Source organism: Pseudomonas bijieensis (genome assembly GCF_013347965.1).
GTDB lineage: Bacteria > Pseudomonadota > Gammaproteobacteria > Pseudomonadales > Pseudomonadaceae > Aquipseudomonas > Aquipseudomonas bijieensis.
Genome location: NZ_CP048810.1, coordinates 5860124 through 5884707, shown reverse-complemented (window position 1 = coordinate 5884707; position 24584 = coordinate 5860124). Strand labels below are relative to the sequence as shown.

22 protein-coding genes and 4 tRNA genes are annotated in these 24584 nt (G+C 60.4%); 10 read left to right on the top strand and 16 right to left on the bottom strand.

What is annotated here, in order from left to right; translation table 11 throughout:
- Nucleotides 1-41 precede the first annotated feature (41 nt).
- The 5 genes from GN234_RS26060 to GN234_RS26040 all read right to left on the bottom strand — a co-directional run bounded on the left by GN234_RS26060 (nucleotide 42) and on the right by GN234_RS26040 (nucleotide 2724).
- Complete coding sequence (locus tag GN234_RS26060; protein ID WP_109754011.1) at nucleotides 42-443, bottom strand: SEL1-like repeat protein; 402 nt, start codon at nucleotides 441-443, stop codon at nucleotides 42-44.
- Nucleotides 444-815 (bottom strand): hypothetical protein, encoded by a 372-nt coding sequence (locus GN234_RS26055; RefSeq protein WP_003179080.1) that lies wholly within the window; start codon nucleotides 813-815, stop codon nucleotides 444-446.
- Nucleotides 812-1153 (bottom strand): helix-turn-helix domain-containing protein, encoded by a 342-nt coding sequence (locus GN234_RS26050; RefSeq protein WP_003204574.1) that lies wholly within the window; start codon nucleotides 1151-1153, stop codon nucleotides 812-814. The genes GN234_RS26055 and GN234_RS26050 overlap by 4 nt, the downstream gene beginning before the upstream one ends.
- Before the next feature lie 114 nt (nucleotides 1154-1267).
- Nucleotides 1268-1717 (bottom strand): YkvA family protein, encoded by a 450-nt coding sequence (locus tag GN234_RS26045; RefSeq protein WP_109754010.1) that lies wholly within the window; start codon nucleotides 1715-1717, stop codon nucleotides 1268-1270.
- 293 nt (nucleotides 1718-2010) lie between these two features.
- A complete protein-coding gene (locus GN234_RS26040; protein ID WP_003204577.1) occupies nucleotides 2011-2724 on the bottom strand; it encodes an FKBP-type peptidyl-prolyl cis-trans isomerase in 714 nt (237 codons plus the stop codon).
- Nucleotides 2725-2993: 269 nt separating this feature from the next.
- Here GN234_RS26040 and GN234_RS26035 point away from each other — a divergent pair, with 269 nt between their 5' ends.
- The gene (locus GN234_RS26035; RefSeq protein WP_116833216.1) at nucleotides 2994-4799 is read left to right on the top strand and encodes a di-heme-cytochrome C peroxidase; all 1806 of its coding nucleotides are present in this window, start codon (nucleotides 2994-2996) and stop codon (nucleotides 4797-4799) included.
- A gap of 31 nt (nucleotides 4800-4830) precedes the next feature.
- Nucleotides 4831-5967: a catalase family protein gene (locus GN234_RS26030; protein ID WP_176689270.1), complete on the top strand. Its 1137-nt coding sequence runs from the start codon at nucleotides 4831-4833 to the stop codon at nucleotides 5965-5967.
- A gap of 89 nt (nucleotides 5968-6056) precedes the next feature.
- On the opposite strand, the gene GN234_RS26025 is transcribed toward GN234_RS26030, so the two are convergent.
- From GN234_RS26025 to GN234_RS26010, 4 genes are all read right to left on the bottom strand, one after another.
- Nucleotides 6057-6133 (bottom strand) — tRNA-Asp (locus tag GN234_RS26025).
- Nucleotides 6134-6150: 17 nt separating this feature from the next.
- A tRNA-Val gene (locus GN234_RS26020) sits at nucleotides 6151-6226 on the bottom strand.
- 175 nt (nucleotides 6227-6401) lie between these two features.
- Nucleotides 6402-6478, bottom strand: a tRNA-Asp gene (locus tag GN234_RS26015).
- Between the two features lie 19 nt (nucleotides 6479-6497).
- Nucleotides 6498-6573: transfer RNA gene (locus tag GN234_RS26010), tRNA-Val, on the bottom strand.
- Between the two features lie 160 nt (nucleotides 6574-6733).
- On the opposite strand from GN234_RS26010, the gene rdgC reads away from it, so the two are divergent.
- From rdgC to sugE, 3 genes are all read left to right on the top strand, one after another.
- Nucleotides 6734-7654: a recombination-associated protein RdgC gene (rdgC, locus tag GN234_RS26005; RefSeq protein WP_014339706.1), complete on the top strand. Its 921-nt coding sequence runs from the start codon at nucleotides 6734-6736 to the stop codon at nucleotides 7652-7654.
- A 143-nt stretch (nucleotides 7655-7797) separates the two neighbouring features.
- Nucleotides 7798-8766 (top strand): bile acid:sodium symporter family protein, encoded by a 969-nt coding sequence (locus GN234_RS26000; protein WP_163857231.1) that lies wholly within the window; start codon nucleotides 7798-7800, stop codon nucleotides 8764-8766.
- 128 nt (nucleotides 8767-8894) lie between these two features.
- Nucleotides 8895-9209 (top strand): quaternary ammonium compound efflux SMR transporter SugE, encoded by a 315-nt coding sequence (gene sugE / locus GN234_RS25995; RefSeq protein ID WP_109754006.1) that lies wholly within the window; start codon nucleotides 8895-8897, stop codon nucleotides 9207-9209.
- A 72-nt stretch (nucleotides 9210-9281) separates the two neighbouring features.
- On the opposite strand, the gene GN234_RS25990 is transcribed toward sugE, so the two are convergent.
- From GN234_RS25990 to GN234_RS25975, 4 genes are all read right to left on the bottom strand, one after another.
- Entirely contained in the window at nucleotides 9282-11156 is a 1875-nt protein-coding gene (locus GN234_RS25990) for an MFS transporter (protein ID WP_163857228.1), read from the bottom strand.
- Nucleotides 11157-11237: 81 nt separating this feature from the next.
- Nucleotides 11238-12386, bottom strand: coding sequence for a TDT family transporter (locus GN234_RS25985; protein ID WP_176689269.1), 1149 nt, complete (start codon nucleotides 12384-12386; stop codon nucleotides 11238-11240).
- A gap of 103 nt (nucleotides 12387-12489) precedes the next feature.
- Nucleotides 12490-12801, bottom strand: a complete 312-nt coding sequence (locus tag GN234_RS25980; protein ID WP_163857222.1) for a cupin domain-containing protein — start codon at nucleotides 12799-12801, stop codon at nucleotides 12490-12492.
- 69 nt (nucleotides 12802-12870) lie between these two features.
- Nucleotides 12871-14064 carry an MFS transporter gene (locus GN234_RS25975; RefSeq protein ID WP_176689268.1) on the bottom strand — a complete coding sequence of 398 codons (1194 nt, stop codon included), beginning with the start codon at nucleotides 14062-14064 and terminating at the stop codon, nucleotides 12871-12873.
- A 103-nt stretch (nucleotides 14065-14167) separates the two neighbouring features.
- On the opposite strand from GN234_RS25975, the gene GN234_RS25970 reads away from it, so the two are divergent.
- Nucleotides 14168-14707, top strand: a complete 540-nt coding sequence (locus tag GN234_RS25970; protein WP_109754002.1) for a TetR/AcrR family transcriptional regulator — start codon at nucleotides 14168-14170, stop codon at nucleotides 14705-14707.
- 251 nt (nucleotides 14708-14958) lie between these two features.
- Nucleotides 14959-18429 (top strand): hybrid sensor histidine kinase/response regulator, encoded by a 3471-nt coding sequence (locus tag GN234_RS25965; protein ID WP_176689267.1) that lies wholly within the window; start codon nucleotides 14959-14961, stop codon nucleotides 18427-18429.
- Between the two features lie 228 nt (nucleotides 18430-18657).
- On the opposite strand, the gene GN234_RS25960 is transcribed toward GN234_RS25965, so the two are convergent.
- A complete protein-coding gene (locus GN234_RS25960) occupies nucleotides 18658-20043 on the bottom strand; it encodes a DNA recombination protein RmuC (protein WP_163858969.1) in 1386 nt (461 codons plus the stop codon).
- A 188-nt stretch (nucleotides 20044-20231) separates the two neighbouring features.
- The gene (locus tag GN234_RS25955) at nucleotides 20232-20555 is read right to left on the bottom strand and encodes an SEL1-like repeat protein (RefSeq protein WP_109753999.1); all 324 of its coding nucleotides are present in this window, start codon (nucleotides 20553-20555) and stop codon (nucleotides 20232-20234) included.
- Between the two features lie 953 nt (nucleotides 20556-21508).
- On the opposite strand from GN234_RS25955, the gene GN234_RS25950 reads away from it, so the two are divergent.
- The 3 genes from GN234_RS25950 (at nucleotide 21509) to GN234_RS25940 (ending at nucleotide 23911) form a co-directional block, all read left to right on the top strand.
- Nucleotides 21509-21733 (top strand): hypothetical protein, encoded by a 225-nt coding sequence (locus GN234_RS25950; RefSeq protein ID WP_053124246.1) that lies wholly within the window; start codon nucleotides 21509-21511, stop codon nucleotides 21731-21733.
- A gap of 276 nt (nucleotides 21734-22009) precedes the next feature.
- Nucleotides 22010-22492: a hypothetical protein gene (locus GN234_RS25945; RefSeq protein WP_109753998.1), complete on the top strand. Its 483-nt coding sequence runs from the start codon at nucleotides 22010-22012 to the stop codon at nucleotides 22490-22492.
- Nucleotides 22493-22636: 144 nt separating this feature from the next.
- Nucleotides 22637-23911, top strand: a complete 1275-nt coding sequence (locus tag GN234_RS25940; protein WP_163857212.1) for an OmpP1/FadL family transporter — start codon at nucleotides 22637-22639, stop codon at nucleotides 23909-23911.
- 90 nt (nucleotides 23912-24001) lie between these two features.
- On the opposite strand, the gene GN234_RS25935 is transcribed toward GN234_RS25940, so the two are convergent.
- A complete protein-coding gene (locus GN234_RS25935; RefSeq protein ID WP_163857209.1) occupies nucleotides 24002-24553 on the bottom strand; it encodes a glutathione peroxidase in 552 nt (183 codons plus the stop codon).
- Nucleotides 24554-24584 lie beyond the last annotated feature (31 nt).

The following is a 24584-nucleotide window of genomic DNA, read 5'->3' as shown; positions in this document are numbered from 1 at the left end:
TAAATTAGTCTGATTTGCACACGAATAGCCTGTGGATAACTCTAGAGATCCTGATCTTCAAGTGATTTGAGCTTGATCTCGGCCAATGGATGCCCGGCTTTCGCCGCCAAGGTCCACCAACGTGCCGCTTCAACCGGGTCTGGCGTCTTGCTGGCTGTACCGGCCAGGCTGATCACGCCAACCTGGTAGGCCGCCTTGCCATCCCCAGCCAATGCCGCCAGCCGCAGCAGGCGAATCCCTTCTTCACGGGCACCCAGCCCTTGGCCGCGAAACGTGAGGATGTGCCCATAGAAGCTTTGCGCACCGACGTCGCCCAGGTTCGCCATGCGGGAAAACTGGCCCTCGAGCCAGGCCCAGCCACGCGGCTGGCGGACGAACCAGGACCAATGAAACAACCGACGCGCCAGCCAGTAACCGCCCCGCGCCTTGAGTCGCCAGAGCATTCAGGCCTCCGCCGACTCGGGGTACTCGTATTCAAAAACCCGAACCACTTCCGAAGCGTGCCAGGAGGCTGCGGCCACGCCATCGGAAGGCCCGGAAAAGCGGCCCAGGCGCTCAACGCACTCAAAGAACCCGGTTCGCGGCAAACGACTGGCGCCCTGGCTGATCACCAATGAACTGCGCAACGGCTGTTCCGCCCGGGCGTCCAGCGCAGCCAGGTGTTCAAGGGCCGCAGTCAAGGTCTGCATGGCCGGGCTGGGCAGTTGCAAGCGCTCCAGCAACGCTCGGTAAGTCAACAAATGGCGCTGGCGACGCGCCTGGTCCAATTCACCCAACAACCCATCCCAATGCTGCCGACTGATGCGTACGCTCACGATTCTTCCCTCCAACCCGGCACCGTCAACTCCCAGGCCAGACTGCGCCGAATCGCGGCATCGGGCTGACGCTCGCCGCTCTCGATCAAGGCCAGATAAGACGGGCTGATACCTACCGTGCGGGCCAGCGCCTCAATGGCGATGCCCTTCCCTTCGCGCAAACTGCGTAATTGATCCAGGCCAGGGAGAACCTGGCCGGGTGCCGCCGCGTGACGGACTGTCGCCTCGCGCGGCGGTGCTTGATCGATGCCTGCTGCCTTCAACAAAGACTGGTACTGATCCCACGGCAAAACCGCGTACTCGGGCTCTCCGTCACGTGTGATTATTTGAATATCCATGTCTACCCCGTAGGACAACAACACTTAGCGAGTCAGCCTTTTTCCTTGGAAGTGTAATCCTAATACCGGCTAAGGTCGCGGTGCGATGAATTCTCAGGGGCAATTGCTAGCGAATCAGGTCTTTTTCTGGCTTTGGAGTTGTTCCGGGGTATCGGGAAGCCTTTCGACCTGGGCCAGCTTCTCGGGGGATTGTCGATAGCGCCAGGCGCGGAAAGCCTCGAGTTCAACGTCGAGGGTTTTCATGACCCATGCCAGCACCGCGATATCGTCGAACATGCCAAACATCGGCAAGATATCCGGAATCGCGTCCAGGGGACTGAGGAAGTACATGAGCCCTGCCACCACCGACAACATCGACTTGGCACTGACAGCGCGGTATTCGCCCCGCCAGTAGGCCAGGCACAGGGCCTGCAGCAGACGCAGGTCCTCCTTGAGTTTGCCCAACCGCCCGCCCTCCCGGGCACCTTTGCTGGCGACGGCAAACAGCAATGTCGGCAATCGACCGCGGGCCAGCAGGCGGCCTGCCAAGGGCAGAAATCGCGCAAAATTCCACGGGGCCTTCATTTTTTCTCCCACTGAAATGTTATCCACACAAATTGTGGATAACCTTGTGAACAGAGCTGCATTTCCGCGCTGAAGCCCCCGTTTCATAAGGCCCCGGCTTAGATCGGGCGTTTTTTACTCACATAAAAAAACCCAATATTTCATTGACTTGACCGGCTGACTGCGTCTAGCCCAGCGCCTGTATTGCCTATGACTGCAGCCTGCATCGTGCGTTCGGTTTTTTTGCCATTTGCCGCAGCCCAGATGCGACAACGCCCCGCATAAGCGAGGCGTTGTCGTTATAGCAGACGCGATTACTTGGCTGCGTCTTCTTTTGCCGGATCCTTGATCGCCAGCAGTTCCAGGTCGAACACCAGGACCGAATTGGCCGGAATAGCCGGGCTCGGGCTCTGGGCGCCGTAGGCCAGGTCGCTCGGGATGTACAGCTTGTACTTCTCGCCGACGTGCATCAGTTGCAGGCCTTCGACCCAACCCGGGATCACGCCGCTGACCGGCAGGTCAATCGGGCTGCCACGTTCAACGGAGCTGTCGAATACGGTGCCGTTGGTCAGCTTGCCGGTGTAGTGAACAGTCACGACGTCAGTCGGCTTAGGCTGTGGACCGTCGGCTTTCTTGACCACTTCGTACTGCAGGCCGGAAGCGGTGGTGGTGACACCGGCTTTCTTGCCGTTTTCTTCAAGGAACTTCTTGCCGGCAGCAGCCGACTCTTCGCTCATCTTGGCCATGCGCTCTTCGGCACGCTTTTGCAGTGCGGCAAAGGCTTCGACCAGTTCTTCGTCCTTGAGCTTCTGTTCTTTCTTGCCGACGGCATCTTCGATGCCCTGGGCGACCGCTTTGGAGTCCAGGTCGTCCATACCTTCCTGAGCCAGGCTCTTGCCCATGTTCAGGCCAATACCGTAGGAAGCTTTCTGCGCCGGGGTCTTCAGCTCTACGCTGGTCTGCGAGTCGCAACCCGCGAGTACCAGGCCAACCAGGGCCACCGCCGCCGCCAACCGATGCTGTTTCATGCTATTTCCTTGTTCATGCGCCTAAAGGGCAATCGAATAAAGCCGCGAGCTTATCAGGCGGCCACGACCAATGGCTACCGGCATGTGAGCCGCAAAGTAACGATAAGTTCAGGCCTGCAAACGCTTTTTAACCCTGTACGAATGAAGCATCTGTCATCTGCGACGTACAGGGACAAATTGCCGCTCCCCTACAGGCCAGGGGTAATGGCCACTTGCCCGCCGCGCGGCACTGAGGCATAAGGACATATCAAAAAAACAAGGACGTTACCGTGCGCCTTCTCTCTCGCATTCTCTTGCTGCTTCTCGCGCTACTGATCGTCGTCGTGGCCGTGGTGCTTTATTACGTCGCCAATCCTCGCTTGCCGTTCTATACGCCCGTCGAACAGGTGCATTACCTGGATCAATGGAGCGCCGCCGAGCGCCAGACGTATTACTTCACCCCCCAGGGCACCCAGGTCAAAGGCCTACGCTACGACTGGTTCACCGCCCTCGAATTGCCATTCTCGCAACAACGCTTCGCTTCGCCCGAGTACCTGGCGCGCTTTGGCTTCCTGGTCGATCCGGCGCAGAAAGCCTCGCCTGACAATCCCGGCAATTTGCCGGTAGGGTTTGCACGGCACCAGAATCCGGGCAGCAGCGAGCAGTTCCTGGATATCACCTGCGCGGCGTGTCATACCGGCGAATTGCGCTTCAAAGGCCAGGCGATACGGATCGATGGCGGCTCGGCTCAGCATGTGCTGCCTTCCAGTGTTCCTACATTACGCGGTGGCAGTTTCGGACAGGCATTGGTCGCCAGTCTGGCATCTACCTACTACAACCCATGGAAATTCGAGCGCTTCGCCCGCCAGGTGCTGGGCAAGGACTACGATGCCCGCCACGAGGAATTGCGCAAGGCGTTCAAGGTCTCCCTGGACACGTTCCTGCGGGTGGCCTGGAACGATACCCATCGCGGCCTCTACCCCACCGAAGAGGGCCCGGGCCGTACCGACGCCTTCGGCCGCATCGCCAATGCCAGCTTCGGCGATGCCATTTCGGCAGAGAACTACCGTGTCGCCAACGCACCGGTGGATTACCCGCAACTATGGGACATATGGACGTTCGACTGGGTGCAGTGGAACGGATCAGCCCAGCAACCGATGGCCCGCAACGTCGGTGAAGCGCTGGGGGTTGGCGCCACGCTGAGTTTCTTCGACGCCCAAGGCAAACCGCTGCAAGGCGATGCGCGCTACCCCTCCAGCGTGCGTGTGCGCGACTTGAACAAGATCGAGGAAACCCTGCAACTGCTCAAGCCCCCGGTGTGGCCGGAAGCGCTGCTGGGTGCAATCGATAAACCGTTGGCGGCCAAGGGCCGGGCCCTGTTCAGCGAAAACTGCGCCGGCTGCCATGTGCCTAAAGTGGTCCAGGGGCCCGACAGGCCGGTGCAACAACTGCATATGCTGCCGATACAGGTGATCGGTACCGACCCGGGCACCGCCAACAACATCGCTGACCACCGCTTCGACCTGACCAGCCTGCAATGGGATCCGGCCGAGTTGGCGAAGCTGGAAGTGCAACTGCACCCGACCCCGACGGAGCCACTGGACCTGAGCCAACTCTCGGTCGCCAAAGGCCTGGCCTACGTCACGGCATTCGTGGAAAACCGCGCCTACCGCGATGCCGGCGTCACCCCCGCCGAGCGCCCGGCCCTGGACGGTTTCGGCCTGCCCATCGGTGTACGCGAATTGCGCGCCTACAAGGCCCGGCCGTTGGCGGGTGTCTGGGCCACGCCACCGTTCCTGCACAACGGCTCGGTGCCGACGATCTATCAATTGCTGTCGCCTCAGGACGAACGCGCAATCACTTTCTATAAAGGCAACTTCGAATACGACCCACGCCACCTGGGCTATCGCACCGAAGCCTTTACCAACGGTTTCCTCTTCGATACCCGGATTACCGGCAATCACAACAGCGGCCATGAATTCCGCGCGGGCGAGCGAGGCAATGGCGTCATTGGCCGCTTGCTGCAACCGCAGGAACGCTGGGCCTTGCTGGAGTATTTGAAGGTGCTGGGCGGGCCGTTGGAGTCGCAACTGTAATGATGAACCCCACAGGTAAAAGGATGTTGGCATGTTGATCACCCTCTGGCTGCGCCTCGGCGCCTTTTTGGGCAAGACGCTCCTGTGGCTGCTGGGCATCGGGTTGCTCTGCTGGGCCTTGTCCTCGGCCTGGTTCGCCTGGCAACACCGCGGGCCGGTCTCGGACAAGGAGCAGATTGCACCCGGCGAAACCGCCATGACCCAGGACATCATTCAGACCGCTATTCGCATCGTCGACCAGCACCGTGAAGGCACGCGCTACCTGCGTGACGCCCATGCCAAGGCCCACGGCTGTGTCATGGCCGAAGTCCAGGTGCCGAACGACCTGCCGGCCCCCTTGCGCCAGGGAGTCTTTGCCGAACCGGGGAAGACCTGGCAAGCGACGATTCGCCTGTCCAACGGCAACGCCTATCCGCAGTTCGACAGCCTGCGCGATGCCCGTGGGATGGCGATCAAGCTGCTGGATGTGCCCGGCAAACAGCTGCTGGCGGATCGGCAACCACACGGCGAGCAGGACTTCGTGATGTTCAATCATCCGAACTTCTTCGTCAGTGACGTCGCTGAATATCGCCAGAATGTGGCCGCCCAGGCTGACGGGAAGAAGGCGATGGCTTTCTTTCCGAGCCTGGACCCGCGCACCTGGCAGATCCGCCATCTGTTCATCGCCCTGGCGACACTCTCGCCGCCTCCGGCCAGCCCGACCCAGACCACTTACTTCTCGGTGTCGCCCTACAAGTTTGGTGAGGCCAATGCCAAGTTTCGCGTAGCACCGGACCCGGATAGCTGCCCGGCCTATACGCTGCCCGCACAAAACCAGGACCTGCCGAATTTCTTGCGGAGCGCGCTGAACCAGCAGTTATCCACAGACCGGGTGCCGGCATGTTTTGTCTTGCAGATCCAGCGCCAGGATCCGAGCAAGTACATGCCGATCGAAGACACCAGTATTGAATGGCAGGAAAGTGACGCACCGTTCGAGACCGTGGCCCACATCAAGGTGCCGGCCCAGGATTTCGACACACCCAAGCTGAACCTGGCCTGCGACAACCAGTCGTTCAACCCCTGGTTCGGCATCGAGGCCCATCGCCCCATTGGCGGTATCAACCGCTTGCGTAAAGCGGTGTATGAGGCAGTCAGCGATTACCGTCACAGCCGTAACGCTGAGCAATAGAGGCAGGCAAATGCCAGACAGCAAAAAGCCCGCTCAATGAGCGGGCTTTTTGTGGGTACCTGGCGTTCAGCGTTCCAGGTGACCGAATATGGCGCAGCGGACGGGACTCGAACCCGCGACCCCCGGCGTGACAGGCCGGTATTCTAACCGACTGAACTACCGCTGCGCGTAACATTGAAAGTTTGGTGGGTGATGACGGGATCGAACCGCCGACATTCTGCTTGTAAGGCAGACGCTCTCCCAGCTGAGCTAATCACCCTTCACTTTCGATGCGGGGCGCATTCTCTCACATTTTTTTGTAACGTGCTGATTTAATTAGCAAATTCAGCAAAAAACATGAGCAACGCACACCGCAGGAACTGCAAACAGCAAAAAGCCCGCGTTAGCGGGCTTTCTGTGGTGACCTGGCGTTCAGTGTTCCAGATAACCGAATATGGCGCAGCGGACGGGACTCGAACCCGCGACCCCCGGCGTGACAGGCCGGTATTCTAACCGACTGAACTACCGCTGCGCGTAACACGTTGCACGAATGGTGGGTGATGACGGGATCGAACCGCCGACATTCTGCTTGTAAGGCAGACGCTCTCCCAGCTGAGCTAATCACCCTTCGCTTTCGGTGTGGCGCGCATTCTACGGAGCACTCTTTAAGCTGGCAAGCACTTTTTAAATTAATTTTTTCAGGCCTTCCAAAGGCTTAGCGAAGGGTTGGCCTATGGCGCCGCGAAGAGAATAATGCCCCCCTTTGTATAAAGGAGAGACTCACCCCATGTGGTTCAAAAACCTGCTTATCTATCGCCTGACCCAAGATCTGCCTTTTGATGCCGAGGCGTTGGAAACTGCACTGGCCAGCAAACTGGCGCGTCCATGTGCAAGCCAGGAGTTGACCACTTACGGTTTCGTCGCGCCGTTTGGCAAAGGCGAAGACGCGCCGCTGGTGCACGTCAGCCAGGATTTCCTGCTGATCGCCGCGCGCAAGGAAGAACGCATCTTGCCAGGCAGCGTCGTACGCGATGCCTTGAAGGAAAAGGTCGAAGAGATCGAAGCCGAGCAAATGCGCAAGGTCTATAAAAAGGAACGGGACCAGCTCAAGGATGAAATCATCCAGGCGTTCCTGCCGCGTGCGTTCATCCGTCGCTCGTCCACCTTCGCCGCCATCGCGCCGAAACAGGGCCTGATCCTGGTGAACTCGGCCAGCCCGAAACGCGCCGAAGACCTGCTCTCGACCCTGCGCGAAGTCATCGGCTCGCTGCCGGTCCGCCCGCTGACGGTCAAGATGGCCCCCACCGCGACCATGACCGACTGGGTCAAGACCCAGAAAGCCGCAGATGATTTCTTCGTGCTGGATGAATGCGAACTGCGCGACACCCACGAAGACGGTGGCATCGTGCGCTGCAAGCGCCAGGACCTGACCAGCGACGAAATCCAGCTGCACTTGAACACCGGCAAAGTGGTGACACAACTGTCGCTGGCCTGGCAGGACAAGCTGTCCTTCGTGCTCGACGACAAAATGGTGGTCAAGCGCCTGAAGTTCGAAGACCTGCTGCAAGACCAGGCGGAGCAGGACGGTGGCGACGAGGCCCTTGGCCAACTGGACGCCAGTTTCACCCTGATGATGCTGACGTTCGGCGAGTTCCTGCCGGCGCTGGTTGAAGCACTGGGTGGGGAAGAGATTCCGCAGGGGATCTAAAGGTAACGGGTTGCCCTTGTGGGAGCGAGCCTGCTCGCGATAGCGGCATGACAGTCACAGAAATGCTGACTGATCCTCTGCTATCGCGAGCAGGCTCGCTCCCACACTAGTATTCGGTGTTCTTAACAATAAAGGATCAGGTCATGCGCGCACTGGCTGCATTGAGTCGCTTCGTCGGCAACACCTTCGCTTACTGGGTACTGATTTTCGCCGTCGTGGCATTTGTGCAGCCGACCTGGTTCATCGGTCTGAAAGGCGCGATTGTGCCGCTGCTGGGACTGGTGATGTTCGGCATGGGCCTGACCCTCAAGCTCGATGACTTCGCCGAAGTCGCGCGTCATCCCTGGCGCGTGGCCCTGGGCGTCGTCGCGCATTTCGTGATCATGCCCGGTGTGGCGTGGTTGCTCTGCCAGGTGTTCCACCTGCCGCCGGAAATCGCCGTCGGCGTCATTCTCGTGGGTTGCTGCCCAAGCGGCACCTCGTCGAATGTCATGACCTGGCTGGCTCGGGGTGACTTGGCTCTGTCGGTGGCCATCGCCGCCGTCACCACCCTGCTCGCTCCACTGCTGACCCCGGCGCTGATCTGGTTGCTCGCCTCGGCTTGGTTGCCAGTGTCGTTCATGGAGCTGTTCTGGTCGATCCTGCAAGTGGTGCTGCTGCCGATCGTATTGGGCGTGGTGGCGCAACGGCTGCTAGGGGACAAGGTACGGCATGCGGTGGAGGTGTTGCCGCTGGTGTCGGTGGTGAGCATCGTCATCATCGTCACCGCCGTAGTGGCCGCCAGCCAGGCGAAAATTGCCGAATCGGGCCTGCTGATCATGGCCGTGGTGATGCTGCACAACAGCTTCGGCTTTTTGCTCGGTTATTTCACCGGGCACTTGTTCAAGCTGCCGCTGGCCCAACGTAAATCCCTGGCCCTGGAAGTGGGCATGCAGAACTCCGGCCTCGGCGCGGCGTTGGCCAGTGCGCACTTTTCGCCGCTGGCGGCGGTACCCAGCGCGCTGTTCAGCGTCTGGCACAATATATCCGGGGCGCTGCTCTCGACGTATTTCCGGCGCATGAGTGAAAAACAGGACCGCGAAACCCTCGCCGCCCGGCAGGCAGCCGACTGAAGCAGACTTGATCGAGTGGTCAGTAATTGGCACTATCCATCCAGCGCGGGGACGACCCCGCCACTCGATCAGGCTCCCGATCGAGTGCCTAATCCGGGGACGACCCCATCCATCGATGGAGGTATGTGATGTCCTGGATCATTCTGTTTTTTGCCGGCCTGTTCGAAGTCGGCTGGGCGGTCGGCCTGAAGTACACCGACGGTTTCAGCCGCCCTCTTCCCACTGCACTGACAATCACCGCCATGGCGATCAGCCTCGGCCTACTGGGCCTGGCGATGAAGGAATTGCCATTGGGTACGGCCTATGCGATCTGGACCGGGGTCGGTGCCGTGGGTACGGTGATCGCCGGGATCATTTTGTTTGGTGAGTCGATGGCGCTGGTTCGCCTGGCCAGCGTGGCGTTGATCATTACCGGGTTGATCGGCCTCAAGGTCAGCGCCTGAGTTCTCCTTCTGGAGCAAAAACCTGTGGGGGCAAAGCTTGCTCCCACAGGCCTTCTCCTCCAGCCTTTCGTCCTAGCGGACAGTCCCGCGCAATTGCCCCACCATCGCCTGCAGTTTCGCCGGTTCCGCCTCTTCAACGGCTACTGCCGAACCCGCCACCAACGTCACCCGCGACCAGAACCGGCGAAACAGCCCCTTGGCCGGGTCGCGACTGAAGAAACTGCCCCACAAGCCCTGCAGCGCCAGGGGGATCACCGGCACCGGGGTTTCCTGGAGGATGCGTGTCAGTCCGCTCTTGAACTCATTGATCTCACCGTCACCGGTCAATTTTCCTTCAGGGAAAATGCAGACCAACTCACCGTCCTTCAAGTATTGGGCGATTCGCTTGAAGGCTTTTTCGTAGATATGAATGTCTTCCTGACGCCCGGCAATCGGAATCGTCCCGGCTGTGCGGAAGATGAAATTCAACACCGGCAGGTTGTAGATCTTGTAGTACATCACGAAACGAATCGGCCGACGCACTGCACCACCAATCAGCAAGGCATCGACGAAGGACACGTGGTTGCAGACCAGCAACGCAGCGCCTTCATCGGGAATCGCCTCCAGGTTGCGATGCTCCACGCGGTACATGGAATGGCTCAGCAGCCAGATCATGAAGCGCATGCTGAACTCGGGGACGATCTTGAAGATGTAGGCGTTGACGCCGATGTTGAGCAACGACACCACCAGGAACAACTGGGGGATCGACAACTTCGCCAGGCTCAGCAACACGATGGAGACGATGGCCGAGATCACCATGAACAACGCGTTGAGAATGTTATTGGCGGCGATCACTCGCGCCCGCTCGTTCTCGACAGTGCGCGACTGGATCAGCGCGTACAGCGGCACGATATAGAAACCGCCGAAGACACCCAGGCCAAGAATGTCGATCAACACCAGCCAGGCGTGACCGAAGCCGAGCACTTCAAGCCAGCCGTGGCCCTCGACGCTGTCGGGAATCCCGCCGGAGTGCCACCACAACAACAGGCCGAACACCGTCAGCCCGAACGAGCCGAACGGCACCAGGCCGATCTCGACTTTGCGCCCGGAAAGCTTCTCGCAGAGCATCGAACCCAAGGCGATCCCCACCGAAAACACGGTCAGGATCAAGGTCACCACGGTTTCATCACCGTGCATCCACTCTTTGGCATAGGCCGGAATCTGCGTCAGGTAGATCGCGCCGACGAACCAGAACCAGGAGTTGCCGACAATCGAACGGGATACCGCAGGGGTCTGTCCCAAGCCCAGTTTCAGGGTGGCCCAGGATTGGCTGAAGATGTTCCAGTTCAGGCGCATTTGCGGCGAAGCCGCCGCCGCGCGCGGAATACCGCGACTGGCCAGATAACCGAGCACGGCGATGCCGACGATCGCGGCGGACACCACGGGAGCGTAATGTGCCGAGGACATCATGATCCCCGCGCCGATGGTGCCCGCGAGGATCGCCAGGAACGTGCCCATCTCCACCAGGCCGTTGCCGCCGACCAGTTCATCCTCGCGCAAGGCCTGCGGCAGGATCGAATATTTCACCGGGCCGAACAGCGCCGAATGCGTGCCCATGGCAAACAGCGCCACCAGCATCAACGACAAATGGTCGAACAGAAAACCCACCGCGCCCACCGCCATGATGACGATTTCGCCGAGCTTGATCAGACGAATCAATGCGTCCTTGGCGAATTTTTCCCCGAACTGCCCCGCCAGCGCCGAGAACAGAAAGAACGGCAGGATGAACAGCAATGCGCAGAGGTTGACCCAGATCGAACGGTCGCCGTCGATGGTCAACTTGTAGAGGATGGCGAGAATCAACGACTGCTTGAAAATGTTGTCGTTGAACGCGCCCAAGGACTGCGTGATGAAGAACGGCAGGAAACGCCGCGTGCGAAGCAAGGTGAACTGCGAAGGGTGACTCATCTTCCATGTTCCTGAGTGGCGTGGACGCTTATTGGAATGAACGTTTTTCGATCCAGGCCACACATTACCTGTCTTTAGCGATTATTTCGCCAGCCCCGCAATGCACGGCGATACAAACAACTCGCCGTGCCAGGCGCCCAAGACCGTACGCCGCCCAACGATCAGCCACATCACCACCAGCATCGCCACCAGTACGCAACCGAGCACGCGGAAAAACGCCAGGCCGAGCAAGTCCGCCAGCTTCAGCGTGGTCAGCGCATACACACCCAAGGGAAAGGTAAAGCCCCACCAGCCAAGGTTGAAGGGAATGCCGGTCCGTAGATAACGCGCAGTAATCAACAGCGCCATCAACATCCACCACAACCCCAGGCCCCACAGCGTAATGCCAGCCACCAAGCCTAGCCCGGCGGCAATTTCGCCCACGCCGGGAAAGCCATTGGCGGCAAAAATCAGCGGAGCGTCGCTGCCTAACAGCAACATGCCCAGGGCGCCGGTGCCAATCGGGCCTAGGGCCAGCCAACTCGAGGCGGCCATGTTTTCGTGGGGCAGTTTGTGCAGGGCCATGCGCAACAGCAAGATCGTCAGAATGCTGAATGCTACCGGTAGGGAAAAGGCCCAGAGCACGTAGCTGGTCACCAACATGACCAGTTGCCCATGAGTATCGGCCAGGTGCGGGGCCAACAGCCCACCGCTGGCGGCGGCGACTTCGGCGGCCACCACTGGCAACAGCCACACGGCGGTCATCTGGTCGATGCGGTGTTCCTGGCGGGTAAACATCAGGAACGGAATCAGCACACCGCAGGCCAGGGACATGGCCACGTCGAGCCACCATAACGCCTCGGCCAACGGCAGCACACCGTCGCCCCAACGCGGCAGCCCAAATACCAGAAAGCCATTGATGATCGTCGCCAGCCCCATGGGAATGGTGCCGAAAAACATCGAAACCGTTGAGTGGCCGAAAACCCGTCGCGCCTCGTCGAAGAACAACACCCAACGGGCCGCATACAAACCGGTGAACACCACGAACAACAGGATATTGAACAACCACAAACCTTCACCCAACAGGCGCAGGCCCGATACATTTCCGGGCCACTGCGCCAAGGCCAACGCCAGCACACCGGTACCCATGACCACGGCGAACCAGTTGGGTGTGAATTGGCGAATGGCATCCAGCGGCCTGGGCAAATGGCTCAAGGGACGAAACCGGCGCTTGGCGGTGCAACATGTCATGGCGAACTCCTGTCCTCGGATGAGGTGGAGCCATGCTAGAGCCGAATCGAATATCTATATAACGGGTAATTTCTGTATGTGTTATCTGTTTTACAGATAACACTCAAACACTGCCCTCGGCCTCGATCACCAGGATTCGCGCCTCTCCCAGCGGCTTGGCGACGTGCTCGGTGCCCACCGATGCGTAGAAAATATCCCCAGCGTCCAGCAAGGTATCTTTTTCCACACCGTCCTCCCGATAGCACATCTGCACTTGCCCATCGAGCACCACGAAGACTTCCTGGCCGTCATTGATGTGCCATTTGTAGGGCTGATCGGTCCAGTGCAGGCGCGTGGTGATGCCGTTCATGTTGGCGATATCCAGCGCTGCCCAGGCGCGCTCGCCGGTGAAGGATTTGCTGCGGATAATTTTCAAAGGGATCGCCCGGAAAAATGCTGAGACGCCAAGACTAACCCACTGCCAGCGGCGCCTGCACTCACGGCTTCAAGGCCGAACACCCTCGCCTGCCGGCTTTACCGACTGACGCGATAACCCCAGCAACGCAGCGGCCGACAGCACGATCAGCACCGCGCCATAACCATCGGTCGTCGGGATCAACCCGAACACCCGCGTCAGATTCCCGGCCAGCAACGATGGCAGGCTGAACGCCAGGTAGCTGAGGACATAAAACGCCGACATCAAACCGGCCCGCTCGTGGGGCAAGGCCAGCGGCATGATGCTGCGCAACGCCCCCAGGAACCCGGCGCCGAAACCGCTGCCGGTCACCAGCGTGCCAATGAAGAACAACGGCAAACTGCCGCCGTGTACCGCGACCAGCACCAGCGCCAGGCCGATCACCAACAGGCTCGCGGACAGGCGCAGCAACTTGTCGGCTTCCTGGTTGCGCAGCGTATAGATGGACAACGCGCCGGTGAGCGTCAACACCGCCACCAGTGCACCGCCGATCAGGTTGGATGTCGACCCGGTCGCGGCCCGCACCAGGGAAGGCGCCAAGGACAAATAGAAACCGCCCACCGCCCAGGCCGCCAGGTTCAGCGGCAGTATCAGCCACAAGGCCCGCCGCGCCTGGACCGGCACATGCAAGGTCGGACGCAGCGACTGCCAGGCACCGGGTTGCGGGCTGACGCTCTCCGCCAGACGCCAGATATAAAGGGCCTGAATCAGGAACAGCCCCAGCAGAATCCAGTAAGTCAGTTGCAGCGGCAGCGGCGCGAACTCCGCCAACAGGCCGCAGCCCAACGCCCCGCACGCCATGCCCAACAAGGGCGCGACGCTGGTAATCAGCGGGCCTTGTCGGCGGTCGAAGTCCAGCAACGCAGCGCCCAGCACGCTGGTGGCCATGCCCGTGGCGAAGCCCTGGATCAAGCGGGCGCCGATCAGCCAGGAGACACTGTCCGCATTGATGAACAGCAACATCGCCAGCATATTGAGCAACAGCGCCACGAAGATCACCGGCTTGCGCCCCAGGTAATCCGACAGCGAGCCCACGGTCAGCAAGGCCGCCAACAAACTGAATGCGTAGACACCGAAAATCAGCGTCAGGATCGCCGGGGAAAATTGCAACTGTTCCTGATAGAGGTGATACAACGGCGTCGGCGCGCTGGACGCGGCGAGAAAACCGAGCAAGGTGAGCGCCAGGAAGATCAGGCTGGCGCGGGTCGAAGCTGGACGGGACATGGGCACGCTCCACAAGAACATTCGCAAAAGCTAATTTTTTGCTTTTGCGGAGTGTGCTACCGACGTGTGCTTAAAGCAAATTCTTTGTGTTAAGGTCCGATGCATGGCTATTAAAGAAGGTTTACGCCCCGGCGGTCGAAGCGCCCGGGTCCAGGAATCGATTCATTCGGCGGTCCGCGCCCTGCTGCAAGAGCAGGACCGCGCCACCCTGACCGTGCCGCAAATCGCTGCACGCGCCGGGGTGACGCCGTCCACCATCTATCGGCGCTGGGGCGATTTGCCGGCGCTGCTCGCCGACGTCGCCATCGCCCGCATGCGCCCCGACAGCGAACCGGTCAACACCGGCAGCCTGCGCGGCGACCTGCGCGCCTGGGCCGAGCAGTACCTGGACGAAATGAGTTCCGAGCCCGGTCGCAACATGATGCGCGACATCCAGGCCTGCGCCACCCCGGGGCATTGCGTGGGCATCCTCAGTACCCAGTTGCAGATCATCCTGGATCGCTACCCAGATGCGCCGAACCCTGGCGTCGAGCGGTTGATCAATGTGGTAGTGGCGCCGACGGTGTTTCGCATCCTCTTCGCCACCGCGCCGTTGGCGGTCGAGGAGTTGTATCGGTTGGTGGATATCGCGTTGGGTCAGTAAAGCCGCCTTCGCGAGCAGGCTCGCTCCCACAAGGGACCTGAGGTGAATACAAATCCATGGTTCACCCCCAATCAAATGTGGGAGCGAGCCTGCTCGCGATGAGGCCCGCCAGAACACCCTATAACCCAATGCTGATCGCAACCCGCGACTCCCCGCCACGCCTCGACCTTGGTCGACACTGACGAACCCGGGCCGGCGTGCGAGACTGTCCTGCCGGGCCCAGGTCCCGGTGTCTTTGTCCGGGAGTTTCCATGTCGTTGTCCAGCGGGCTGATCGCCGTTGTCGCCCTGGCCTATATGGCCATCATGTTCGCCATCGCCTTCTACGGTGACCGGCGCAGCACGCCGCTGCCGCCACGCATGCGCGCCTGGGTCTACAGCCTGTCGCTGGCGGTGTACTGCACCAGCTGGACGTTCTTCGGTGCAGTCGGCCAGGCCGCCGAACAGCTCTGGTCCTTCCTGCCGATCTACCTCGGGCCGATCCTGCTATTGGTGCTGGCGCCGTGGGTCCTGCAGAAGATGGTGATGATCAGCAAGCAGGAGAACATCACCTCCATTGCCGACTTCATCGCCGCCCGCTATGGCAAGTCCCAGTCCCTGGCAGTAGTGGTCGCGCTGATCTGTCTGGTCGGTGTGTTGCCGTACATTGCCTTGCAGCTCAAGGGCATCGTGCTCGGGGTGAACCTGCTGATCGGTGCCGGCGCCGACGCCATGGGCACCCGCGCCCAGGACACCGCGCTGATCGTCTCGCTGATCCTGGCGCTGTTCACCATCGTGTTCGGTACGCGCAACCTCGATGCCACCGAGCACCACCGCGGCATGGTGCTGGCGATTGCCTTCGAATCCCTGGTCAAGCTGTTCGCCTTCCTGGCGGTCGGCGCGTTCGTGACGTTCGGTCTTTACGACGGCTTCGACGACCTGTTCAACCAGGCGATGCTCGCCCCACGCCTGGAGCAATACTGGAAAGAAACCATCAACTGGCCGTCCATGGTGGTGCAGACCGGGGTGGCGATGATGGCAATCATCTGCTTGCCACGGCAGTTCCATGTGACCGTGGTAGAGAACATCGAGCCCCAGGACCTGCGCCTGGCCAAATGGGTATTCCCTGCCTACCTGGCCCTGGCCGCGCTGTTCGTGGTGCCCATCGCCCTCGCCGGGCAAATGATGCTGCCCAGTTCCGTGCTACCGGACTCGTTCGTCATCAGCCTGCCGCTGGCCCAGGCCCATCCGGCCCTGGCAGTGCTGGCGTTCATTGGTGGCGCCTCGGCGGCGACCGGCATGGTGATCGTCGCCAGCGTGGCCCTGTCCACCATGGTTTCCAACGACATGCTGTTGCCCTGGCTGCTGCGCCACAACAACGCCGAACGGCCTTTCGAAGTGTTCCGCCAATGGATGCTCTCGGTGCGACGGGTGAGCATCGTGGTGATCCTGTTACTGGCCTATGTCAGCTACCGCCTGCTGGGTTCGACGGCGAGCCTGGCGACCATCGGCCAGATCGCCTTCGCCGCCGTGACCCAACTGGCCCCTGCCATGCTCGGCGCGCTGTACTGGAAACAGGCCAACCGCCGCGGCGTGTTCGCCGGCCTCGCCACAGGGATTTTCCTGTGGTTCTACACCTTGGTGCTGCCGATCGCCGCCCACAGCCTGGGCTGGTCGCTGAGCAGCTTCCCGGGCCTGGCCTGGTTGCACGGCAACCCATTGAACTTGCCGATTACGCCACTGACCCAAGGGGTGGTCCTGTCCCTGGCCGGCAACTTCACCGTGTTTGCCTGGATCTCCGTGCTGTCGCGCACACGCGTTTCGGAACATTGGCAGGCCGGACGCTTCATCGGCCAGGAAATCAGCGCCCGTCCCAACCCCCGTTCAATGCTGGCGGTACACATCGAAGACCTGTTGCAACTGGCCGCGCGCTTCGTCGGCGAAGAACGGGCGCGGCAGAGTTTCATCCGTTTTGCCTACCGCCAGGGCAAAGGCTTCAACCCGACCCAGAACGCCGACAGCGAATGGATCGCCCACACCGAACGCCTGCTGGCCGGTGTACTTGGGGCTTCTTCGACAAGAGCTGTGGTAAAAGCCGCCATTGAAGGTCGGGAGATGCAGCTCGAAGACGTCGTCCGGATCGCCGACGAAGCGTCGGAAGTGCTGCAGTTCAACCGCGCCTTGCTGCAAGGTGCCATCGAGAACATCACCCAGGGCATCAGCGTGGTCGATCAGTCCCTCAGACTGGTGGCGTGGAACCGTCGCTACCTGGAGCTGTTCAAGTATCCGGACGGCTTGATCAGTGTTGGCCGGCCCATTGCCGACATCATTCGCTACAACGCCGAGCGCGGCCTCTGCGGCCCTGGCGAAGCGGAAGTCCACGTCGCCCGACGCCTGCACTGGATGCGCCAGGGCCGCGCCCACACCTCTGAGCGGCTGTTCCCCAATGGCCGAGTCATCGAGCTGATCGGGAACCCGATGCCTGGCGGCGGTTTCGTCATGAGCTTCACCGACATCACCGCTTTCCGTGAGGCCGCGCAAGCGCTGACCGAAGCTAACGAGGGGCTGGAGCAACGGGTGGCCGAACGCACCCGGGAATTGTCCCAACTGAACCTGGCCCTGACCGAAGCCAAGAGCACCGCCGAAGCGGCCTATCAATCCAAGACGCGGTTCCTGGCAGCGGTCAGCCACGACCTGATGCAACCGCTCAACGCCGCGCGGCTGTTCTCCGCCGCGCTGTCCCACCAGTGCAACGACTTGCCGGACGAAGCGCGACAACTGGTGCAGCACCTGGACAGCTCACTGCGCTCCGCCGAAGACCTGATCAGCGACCTGCTGGACATTTCCCGCCTGGAAAACGGCAAGATCAACCCGGACCGCAAGCCCTTCGTCCTCAACGAACTGTTCGATATCCTCGGCGCCGAATTCACCGCCCTGGCCCAGGAACAGGGCCTGAAATTCCGCGTGCGCGGTTCGCACCTGCGGGTGGACAGCGACATCAAACTGCTGCGCCGGGTCTTGCAGAACTTCCTCACCAACGCCTTCCGCTACGCCAAGGGGCCGGTGCTGCTGGGGGTACGTCGGCGCAACGGCGAATTGTGCCTGGAAGTCTGGGATCGCGGGCCGGGCATCGCCGAGGACAAGCTGCAGGTGATTTTCGAAGAGTTCAAGCGCCTGGACAGCCACCAGACCCGTGCCGAAAAAGGCCTGGGCCTGGGTCTGGCAATCGCCGACGGGCTATGCCGCGTGCTGGGCCATACCTTGCGCGTACGCTCCTGGCCAGGGCGCGGCAGCGTGTTCAGCGTCAGCGTTCCCCTGGCCCATACGCAGGCCGCCGTACCCAGCGTGGTCGCCGAACCCAACGGCCATTTGCCAAGCGGCGCGCAGGTACTGTGCGTCGATAACGAAGACAGCATCCTGATCGGCATGAACAGCCTGCTGACACGCTGGGGTTGCCAGGTGTGGACGGCGCGCAACCGGGAAGAATGCGAGCGTTGGCTGGCCCAGGGTGGCCGGCCACAACTGGCACTGGTGGATTTTCATCTGGACGATGGCGAGACCGGCACCGAGCTGATGGCCTGGTTGCGCACGCGCATGGGGGAGCCGGTGCCGGGGGTGGTGATCAGTGCCGATGGCCGGCCGGAAACGGTGGCCCGGGTGCATGCGGCGGGCCTGGATTACCTGGCCAAGCCGGTGAAGCCAGCGGCGTTGCGGGCGTTGCTGAGTCGGCATTTGCCGTTGTAGGCACCACACCGTGATCCTGGGAACATAGTGGCCTCTGTGGCGAGGGAGCTTGCTCCCGCTGGGCTGCGCAGCGGCCCCCTTTTTCGTGAGTGCTGCGCACTCAAGCGGGAGCAAGCTCCCTCGCCACAGGGGTTTGCTTCAGCCTTGGGCTTTGCTTCAGCCTTGGGCTTTGCTTCAGCCTTGGGCTTTGCTTCAGCCTTGGGTTTTGCTTCAGCCTTAGGGCTTGCTTCAGTCTTGAGAAGGTTCGGCTTCTTCGGACAACTCGGGCAAGCCATCCGCCCCCGTCATCGCTCGCTCGAGCAACTCCGCCGGCAAGCTCTTGCTGGCCCGGGCGCCGAGCAGTTTGAGCTGTTCACTACGGCTGATCAGGTTGCCGCGCCCTTCTGTCAGTTTATTGCGTGCCGCGCTGTAGGCTTTGTCCAACTGCTGCAAACGACTGCCGATCTCGTCCAGGTCCTGAATAAACAAGACGAATTTGTCATACAGCCACCCGGCCCGCTCGGCAATTTCCCGGGCGTTCTGGCTCTGGCGCTCCTGTTTCCACAAGCTGTCGATCACCCGCAAGGTCGCCAGCAAAGTGGTCGGGCTGACAATCACGATATTGCGGTCGAAGGCTTCCTGGAACAGGTTCGGCTCGGCTTGCAGGGCGGCGGAAAACGCCGCTTCGATGGGCACGAACAACAGCACGAAATCCAGGCTGTGCAGGCCATCCAGGCGTTTATAGTCTTTGCCGGCCAGGCCTTTGACATGGGCGCGCAATGACGCCACATGTTGCTTGAGGGCGTGTTGACCGATGGCGTCGTCCTCGGCGGCCACGTACTGCTGATAGGCCGTGAGACTGACCTTGGAATCGACCACCACTTGCTTGTCGCCCGGCAGATAAATCAACACGTCCGGCTGGAAACGCTCGCCGTCCGGGCCCTTGAGGCTGACCTGGGTCTGATACTCGCGGCCCTTCTCCAGGCCTGCATGTTCGAGTACCCGCTCCAGGATCAGCTCGCCCCAGTTGCCTTGGGTCTTCTGGCCCTTGAGCGCCCGAGTGAGGTTGGTCGCCTCGTCGCTCAAGCGCAGGTTCAGTTGTTGCAAGCGCTCCAGCTCCTTGCCCAGGGAGAAACGTTCCCGGGCCTCGGCCTGATAACTTTCTTCGACGCGCTTTTCGAAGGACTGGATGCGCTCCTTCAACGGATCGAGCAACTGGCCCAGGCGCTGCTGGCTGGTTTCGGCGAAGCGCTGTTCACGTTCGTCGAAGATCTTCCCGGCAAGCTCGGCGAACTGTGCCCGCAACTCGTCTCGCGAACCTTGCAGGTCATCCAGGCGTTGCTGGTGGCTTTCCTGCTGCTCGCGCAGTTCGGCATGCAACGACGCCGCCTGGGCATCGAGCCGCCGCAGTTCCGCTTCCTTGTTGGCGCGTTCGAGGTTCCAGGCGTGGGCCGCATCCCGGGCATTGTCGCGTTCGATCTGCAACAACTCGACTTCACGACAGGCCGCGGCAAGCTCGGCTTGCTTGGCGGCGTTGGCCTGGCTCAGGTCACTGATCTCGTCGCGACAGGCATCGAGCTGGGCGTTGAGGCCATCGTGAGCCATGTGGGCAGTAGCCAGGCGCTCTTCCAGCAGGGCCAGCTCGGTCTGCGCGACACTGGCCTGACGTTGCAGGTGCCAGGCCAGTGCCAGCAACGGCAGCGCAGCGCCTGCCAGGCCAAGCAACAGGCTGGTCAAATCCATAGCCATGACAATTCCTGCCGATCAAATAAAGCCCGAAGGTTAACCAAGCGGCTGGGGGTTGCCCAGCGCAGTCTGCGTTTTCAGTCTTGGATTTCACCGAGGGCCCGCCGAGCACGATCATCACCGGCCCGCGCGGCCTGGCGCAGCAGGTCGTGGCCGATGCGTCGATCCCGGGCGTTGCCGCACTCACGGCACATCAACTGCCCGAGGCGACTTTGCGCAGCCACCACGCCTTCACGGGCCGGTTGCTTGAGTAGACGGCCGGCCAAGTGCTTCACGCTGGGGCTGTCCCCCAGTCGCGGGCTGTCGAGTAGCCACTCAGCCAGCCGCATCGAAATTCGCTTGGGTGGGGTAACACGAGGGGGTACGGAGGTAACAGGATTTGATACTGAGCGAAACTTCATAAAACACTGTGGGACAGATCGGAAGGCGCGCCACTCTACTCCTTTTTTCGTACGGGTAAAGCCGAAAAAAACCAGCACGCCCGTGCTAGAGCAAGCGCTTGGGACAATCCACAGAAGCTGTGGATAACTCAGTGGACAACCCACCCTGAACCCGCGCAAAGCCCTGTGGAACGGGGCCTGCGCTCAAACTGACGATTTTTTCACCAGTAAAAAAAAGCGATGTTTTTCATTGACTTAAATTTTGGATACAGGCACCCACCCCGGATTGTTTCGACATGACAGTACGGTGACAAGTGGTGTAGCGAGTGTGCACAAGTAACAGCCGAACTGGTTATAACGCTGCAATTTTTTGGCGCATCTGGCGGTAAAACCTGGGGATAACCTGAGGCCTCGCGCGCGGCGTCGCTGGCACGGGCGCATCTGCGCGCACTTGAATCCTGTGATATAGATCGCTCACTCCCCCTGGTTTATCGCGTTATTTGAATATTTTTTAACCAACGCCCTTCCCTTCATGGGTTCAATCCGTTAGTATCCGCAGCGTTAGTACCAAGCTGAAAGTCAATTCCGGGTCGAACACATCTCCACGGTCAGCCATCCTTCAAAGGACGCCTCACCGAAAAAAGAGACCGACCCCCTCGATGGTTTCCAGGTAAATCTTGCGCCAACACAGCCTTTGATCGAACGCAAAGGGTGTTGCCAGGCTCATTACTCTGACCGAACCAACCTGCAAAATTGATCAGGATCTTCACCCCGGGCCCAGAACCTTTGCCCTCGCTGTGTTGCCTGCCCTCCTAAGTACCTACCTGCCAGCCCAAGCGCGCACTCTATATAGCGCTCAAACTGGCTGCTTTGTTCCAGTCGGGTTCTTCGTTCGACCAATGGTGGTCGACGTTACTGGAACGTTTTAACGTTGCACGGTTCTTAACCGTGTCATTTGTAGGAACACCCATAACATGTCCAATCAAATCCATGCACAGGATGCTATCCGCACCCTAACCAACGCTTTTGCCCCGATGAACTGCCTGATCATGGCCGCTCGCAAAGGCTGCTTCAGCTTCACCCTGGTCAACGAACACGGCATCGCCCGTCACAGCGAACGCCTCTACCCCGATCAGTACTCCAGCGCTGAACCGCTGCAGGCCGTGATCGAGCGTACTCGCCAGGCACTGGTTGCCTGAGACGCCAGAAAGGCTGAAACCCCAAAGGCCCCGCCCAGAAAGCGGGGCTTTTTATTGCCCGGAATTTCTCGATCGAGCGAAACGGCGTAAGCACCAAGGGATATAACAGTTATAACCGTTCGTTGAAGATGTTTTAAAAACAGTCCTTTACAGCGCAAATATGACACTACACTTCAAGTCAAGCGGCATGATCCGCTTCCGGCGGGGCCTGGACCGATCCACCGCTGCCAAGGCCACACTCTTCAGGCTCCGCCCCTTTCACGCTTCGAGGGTTTTATGGGTATCGCAGCCAGCGAACTGTGTCGATATGTGATCCGCCCGACGCTCCTCTACCTTGAGCGCCACAGCGCAACGGCGGAATCCTTGTTACTGGGCATTGCCGCCAGCCAGTCTGCCCTGGGCTCAGCCCTGCATGATCGACGCGGGCATGGCCTGTATCGCATTACCGAACCCCGACACCAGGCACTCTGGGACCATTACCTGGCGCTGGACCCGGAACGTGCCAGCCTGGTACGTGGCCTGGCCAGCCAGCACGCCTTTCTCAGCGGCCCGCACCTGGAACTGACCGTCAACCTGCGCTACGCCACCGCCATTGCCTGGCTGTTGGTGGAGGAACAGAACACCCCGCTTCCCGAAACCGATGACCTGCTGGGCATGGCCCGCATCTGGCGCCAGACCTTTCACCCCCAAGGGCGCCTGCGAGATTTCACCTGCGCCTGGCAAAGCTGTGTTTCGCCTCTGAACCAAGTCGCTTGCTGACGGGAAATTTGGAAAGTTCCTACAACGGTCGCGAATCTGGTCGGATTGTCCTACAAAACCGCTCTAAATCAAGCCATCCAGGCTATAGCGCTTGAACGAAAATGTTGGTAATTTTCGCCCCGGTGATCACCAGGAGTTCTAACAATGAAAAAAATGATGCTCAAAACCACCCTTGGCCTTGCCGTTACCTTGGCATCCACTCAACTTTTCGCCAGTGGCTTTGCCTTGAACGAACAAAGCATCAGTGGCATGGGCACTGGTTTCGCTGGTCGTTCTTCTGTTGCCGATGATGCAAGCACCGTATTTGGCAACCCTGCCGGCATGTCGCGCCTCAAGCGCCAGCAAGTCACCGGTGGCTTCGCCGCCATTGATGCCTCCACCGATATCGACGATGCCAGCGGCACCCAGTCCGGCACCAACAAGGGCGACATGGTCCCGCTCACTGGCGTTCCGATGGGTTATTACGTCAAGCCCATCGATGATCAATGGGCATTCGGCCTGGGTGTCTACGCACCGTTTGGCTTGATCACCGATTATGAAAACGGCTTCCAGGGACGGAGTTTCGGCAGCAAGAGCGAAGTGAAAGTCGTCACGTTCCAGCCAACCGTCAGCTATGCCTTCAACGACAAGGTATCGATCGGTTTCGGCCCGACCATCAACCGTCTTTCCGGCTCCCTGGAATCGGATCTGGGCGTACCAGGCCTGCCTGAGGCCGGCGTGGAGATCAAGGGTGACGACATTGGATACGGCTACAACATTGGTGTGCTAGTCCAGGCAACCGACACCACTCGTGTCGGCCTGACCTACCATTCCAAGGTCAAGTACAAACTTGAAGGCCACACCGAAGTCAACCCAGGTGCAGGCACTCCTCCTGCCGTACTGAGTGGCGCACGCTACGACGCTTCGCTGGACATCACCACGCCTGAGTCGGTGGACTTTTCGGTCACCCAGCAAATCAATGATGCCTGGACCGTCTACGCCGGCAGCACCTGGACTCGCTGGAGCCGTCTGAAAGAAATCACCGTGGAAAACGAAGGCACCAGCACTGGCGGCGGTTTTGTGAACCCAGCTCTCGGCACCATCACCGAAGAGCAAAACTGGCACGACACCTGGGCCTACGCCATCGGTACCTCCTACCAGTTGAACAAGCAGTGGGTGCTGCGTACCGGCCTGTCCTTCGACCAGGCGCCGACCAACAACCAGGACCGTTCGCCACGCATCCCGACCGGCGACCGGACCATCTTCAGCCTGGGCGCTGGCTGGAGCCCGACCGACGACCTGACCATCGACGTGGCTTATTCCTACCTCAAGGAAGAAAAAGTTAACGTCAGTGGCAGCAATGCCCTCGGCCAGTCCTACAACGCCAAATACGAAAACAGCGCCAACGGTTTCGGTGTCGGCGCAACCTACCGCTTCTGATGTTTTCCGGCGAACCTGAACCAATCGCCACCTGAAGCGAAAAAAAGCCCCGCTCTCTGCGAAGAGGCGGGGCTTATTCATGGCTGGCGATCAGGGTTTGGAAGCGATGGCTGTTTCCACAGCCTTGATGAAATCGGGATCGTCAGGCTTGATCCGGCTGGAAAAACTGCCAACGACCTTGCCCTGGCGGTCCACCACGTACTTGTAGAAATTCCATTTCGGCGCGCCGGCTTGTTCAGCCAGGTGCTTGAACAGCGGTATCGCATCCGCACCGCGCACCGGCTGAGGTTCGGTCATGGTGAAGGTCACGCCGTAATTGACGTAGCAGACCTTGGCCGTTTCAGCGCCATCCTTGGACTCCTGTTTGAAATCGTTGGACGGTACGCCGAGCACTTGCAAGCCTTCGCCCTTGTAGCGCTGGTTCAACGCTTCGAGGCCTTTGAACTGCGGGGCAAATCCACAAAAGCTGGCGGTGTTGACCACCACCAACGGCTTGCCGGCGAAGCGCTGGCACAGATCGACGGTTTCCTTGGCCCGCAGCTTGGGCAGCGAGCCCTCCAGCAACGGCGGGCAACCGGCGGCCCAGACTTGCCCGGTCACAGCGAGCAACAGGGCGGAAGCAGCAAACCAGCGCATCAACATGTCGGATTTCCTTAAAAGCATGTCAAACCAT

What these genes read in the sequence shown, in the direction of transcription:
- GN234_RS26060 (WP_109754011.1), bottom strand. Translation starts at nt 443, where the DNA reads ATGCTCTGGCGACTCAAGGCGCGGGGCGGTTACTGGCTGGCGCGTCGG.
- rdgC (WP_014339706.1), top strand. Translation starts at nt 6,734, where the DNA reads ATGTGGTTCAAAAACCTGCTTATCTATCGCCTGACCCAAGATCTGCCT.
- sugE (WP_109754006.1), top strand. Translation starts at nt 8,895, where the DNA reads ATGTCCTGGATCATTCTGTTTTTTGCCGGCCTGTTCGAAGTCGGCTGG.
- GN234_RS25950 (WP_053124246.1), top strand. Translation starts at nt 21,509, where the DNA reads ATGTCCAATCAAATCCATGCACAGGATGCTATCCGCACCCTAACCAAC.
- GN234_RS25965 (WP_176689267.1), top strand. Translation starts at nt 14,959, where the DNA reads ATGTCGTTGTCCAGCGGGCTGATCGCCGTTGTCGCCCTGGCCTATATG.
- GN234_RS25955 (WP_109753999.1), bottom strand. Translation starts at nt 20,555, where the DNA reads ATGAAGTTTCGCTCAGTATCAAATCCTGTTACCTCCGTACCCCCTCGT.
- GN234_RS25985 (WP_176689269.1), bottom strand. Translation starts at nt 12,386, where the DNA reads ATGACATGTTGCACCGCCAAGCGCCGGTTTCGTCCCTTGAGCCATTTG.
- GN234_RS26000 (WP_163857231.1), top strand. Translation starts at nt 7,798, where the DNA reads ATGCGCGCACTGGCTGCATTGAGTCGCTTCGTCGGCAACACCTTCGCT.
- GN234_RS25990 (WP_163857228.1), bottom strand. Translation starts at nt 11,156, where the DNA reads ATGAGTCACCCTTCGCAGTTCACCTTGCTTCGCACGCGGCGTTTCCTG.
- GN234_RS26030 (WP_176689270.1), top strand. Translation starts at nt 4,831, where the DNA reads ATGTTGATCACCCTCTGGCTGCGCCTCGGCGCCTTTTTGGGCAAGACG.
- GN234_RS26040 (WP_003204577.1), bottom strand. Translation starts at nt 2,724, where the DNA reads ATGAAACAGCATCGGTTGGCGGCGGCGGTGGCCCTGGTTGGCCTGGTA.
- GN234_RS25975 (WP_176689268.1), bottom strand. Translation starts at nt 14,064, where the DNA reads ATGTCCCGTCCAGCTTCGACCCGCGCCAGCCTGATCTTCCTGGCGCTC.
- GN234_RS26045 (WP_109754010.1), bottom strand. Translation starts at nt 1,717, where the DNA reads ATGAAGGCCCCGTGGAATTTTGCGCGATTTCTGCCCTTGGCAGGCCGC.
- GN234_RS26050 (WP_003204574.1), bottom strand. Translation starts at nt 1,153, where the DNA reads ATGGATATTCAAATAATCACACGTGACGGAGAGCCCGAGTACGCGGTT.
- GN234_RS25935 (WP_163857209.1), bottom strand. Translation starts at nt 24,553, where the DNA reads ATGTTGATGCGCTGGTTTGCTGCTTCCGCCCTGTTGCTCGCTGTGACC.
- GN234_RS25945 (WP_109753998.1), top strand. Translation starts at nt 22,010, where the DNA reads ATGGGTATCGCAGCCAGCGAACTGTGTCGATATGTGATCCGCCCGACG.
- GN234_RS25970 (WP_109754002.1), top strand. Translation starts at nt 14,168, where the DNA reads ATGGCTATTAAAGAAGGTTTACGCCCCGGCGGTCGAAGCGCCCGGGTC.
- GN234_RS25940 (WP_163857212.1), top strand. Translation starts at nt 22,637, where the DNA reads ATGAAAAAAATGATGCTCAAAACCACCCTTGGCCTTGCCGTTACCTTG.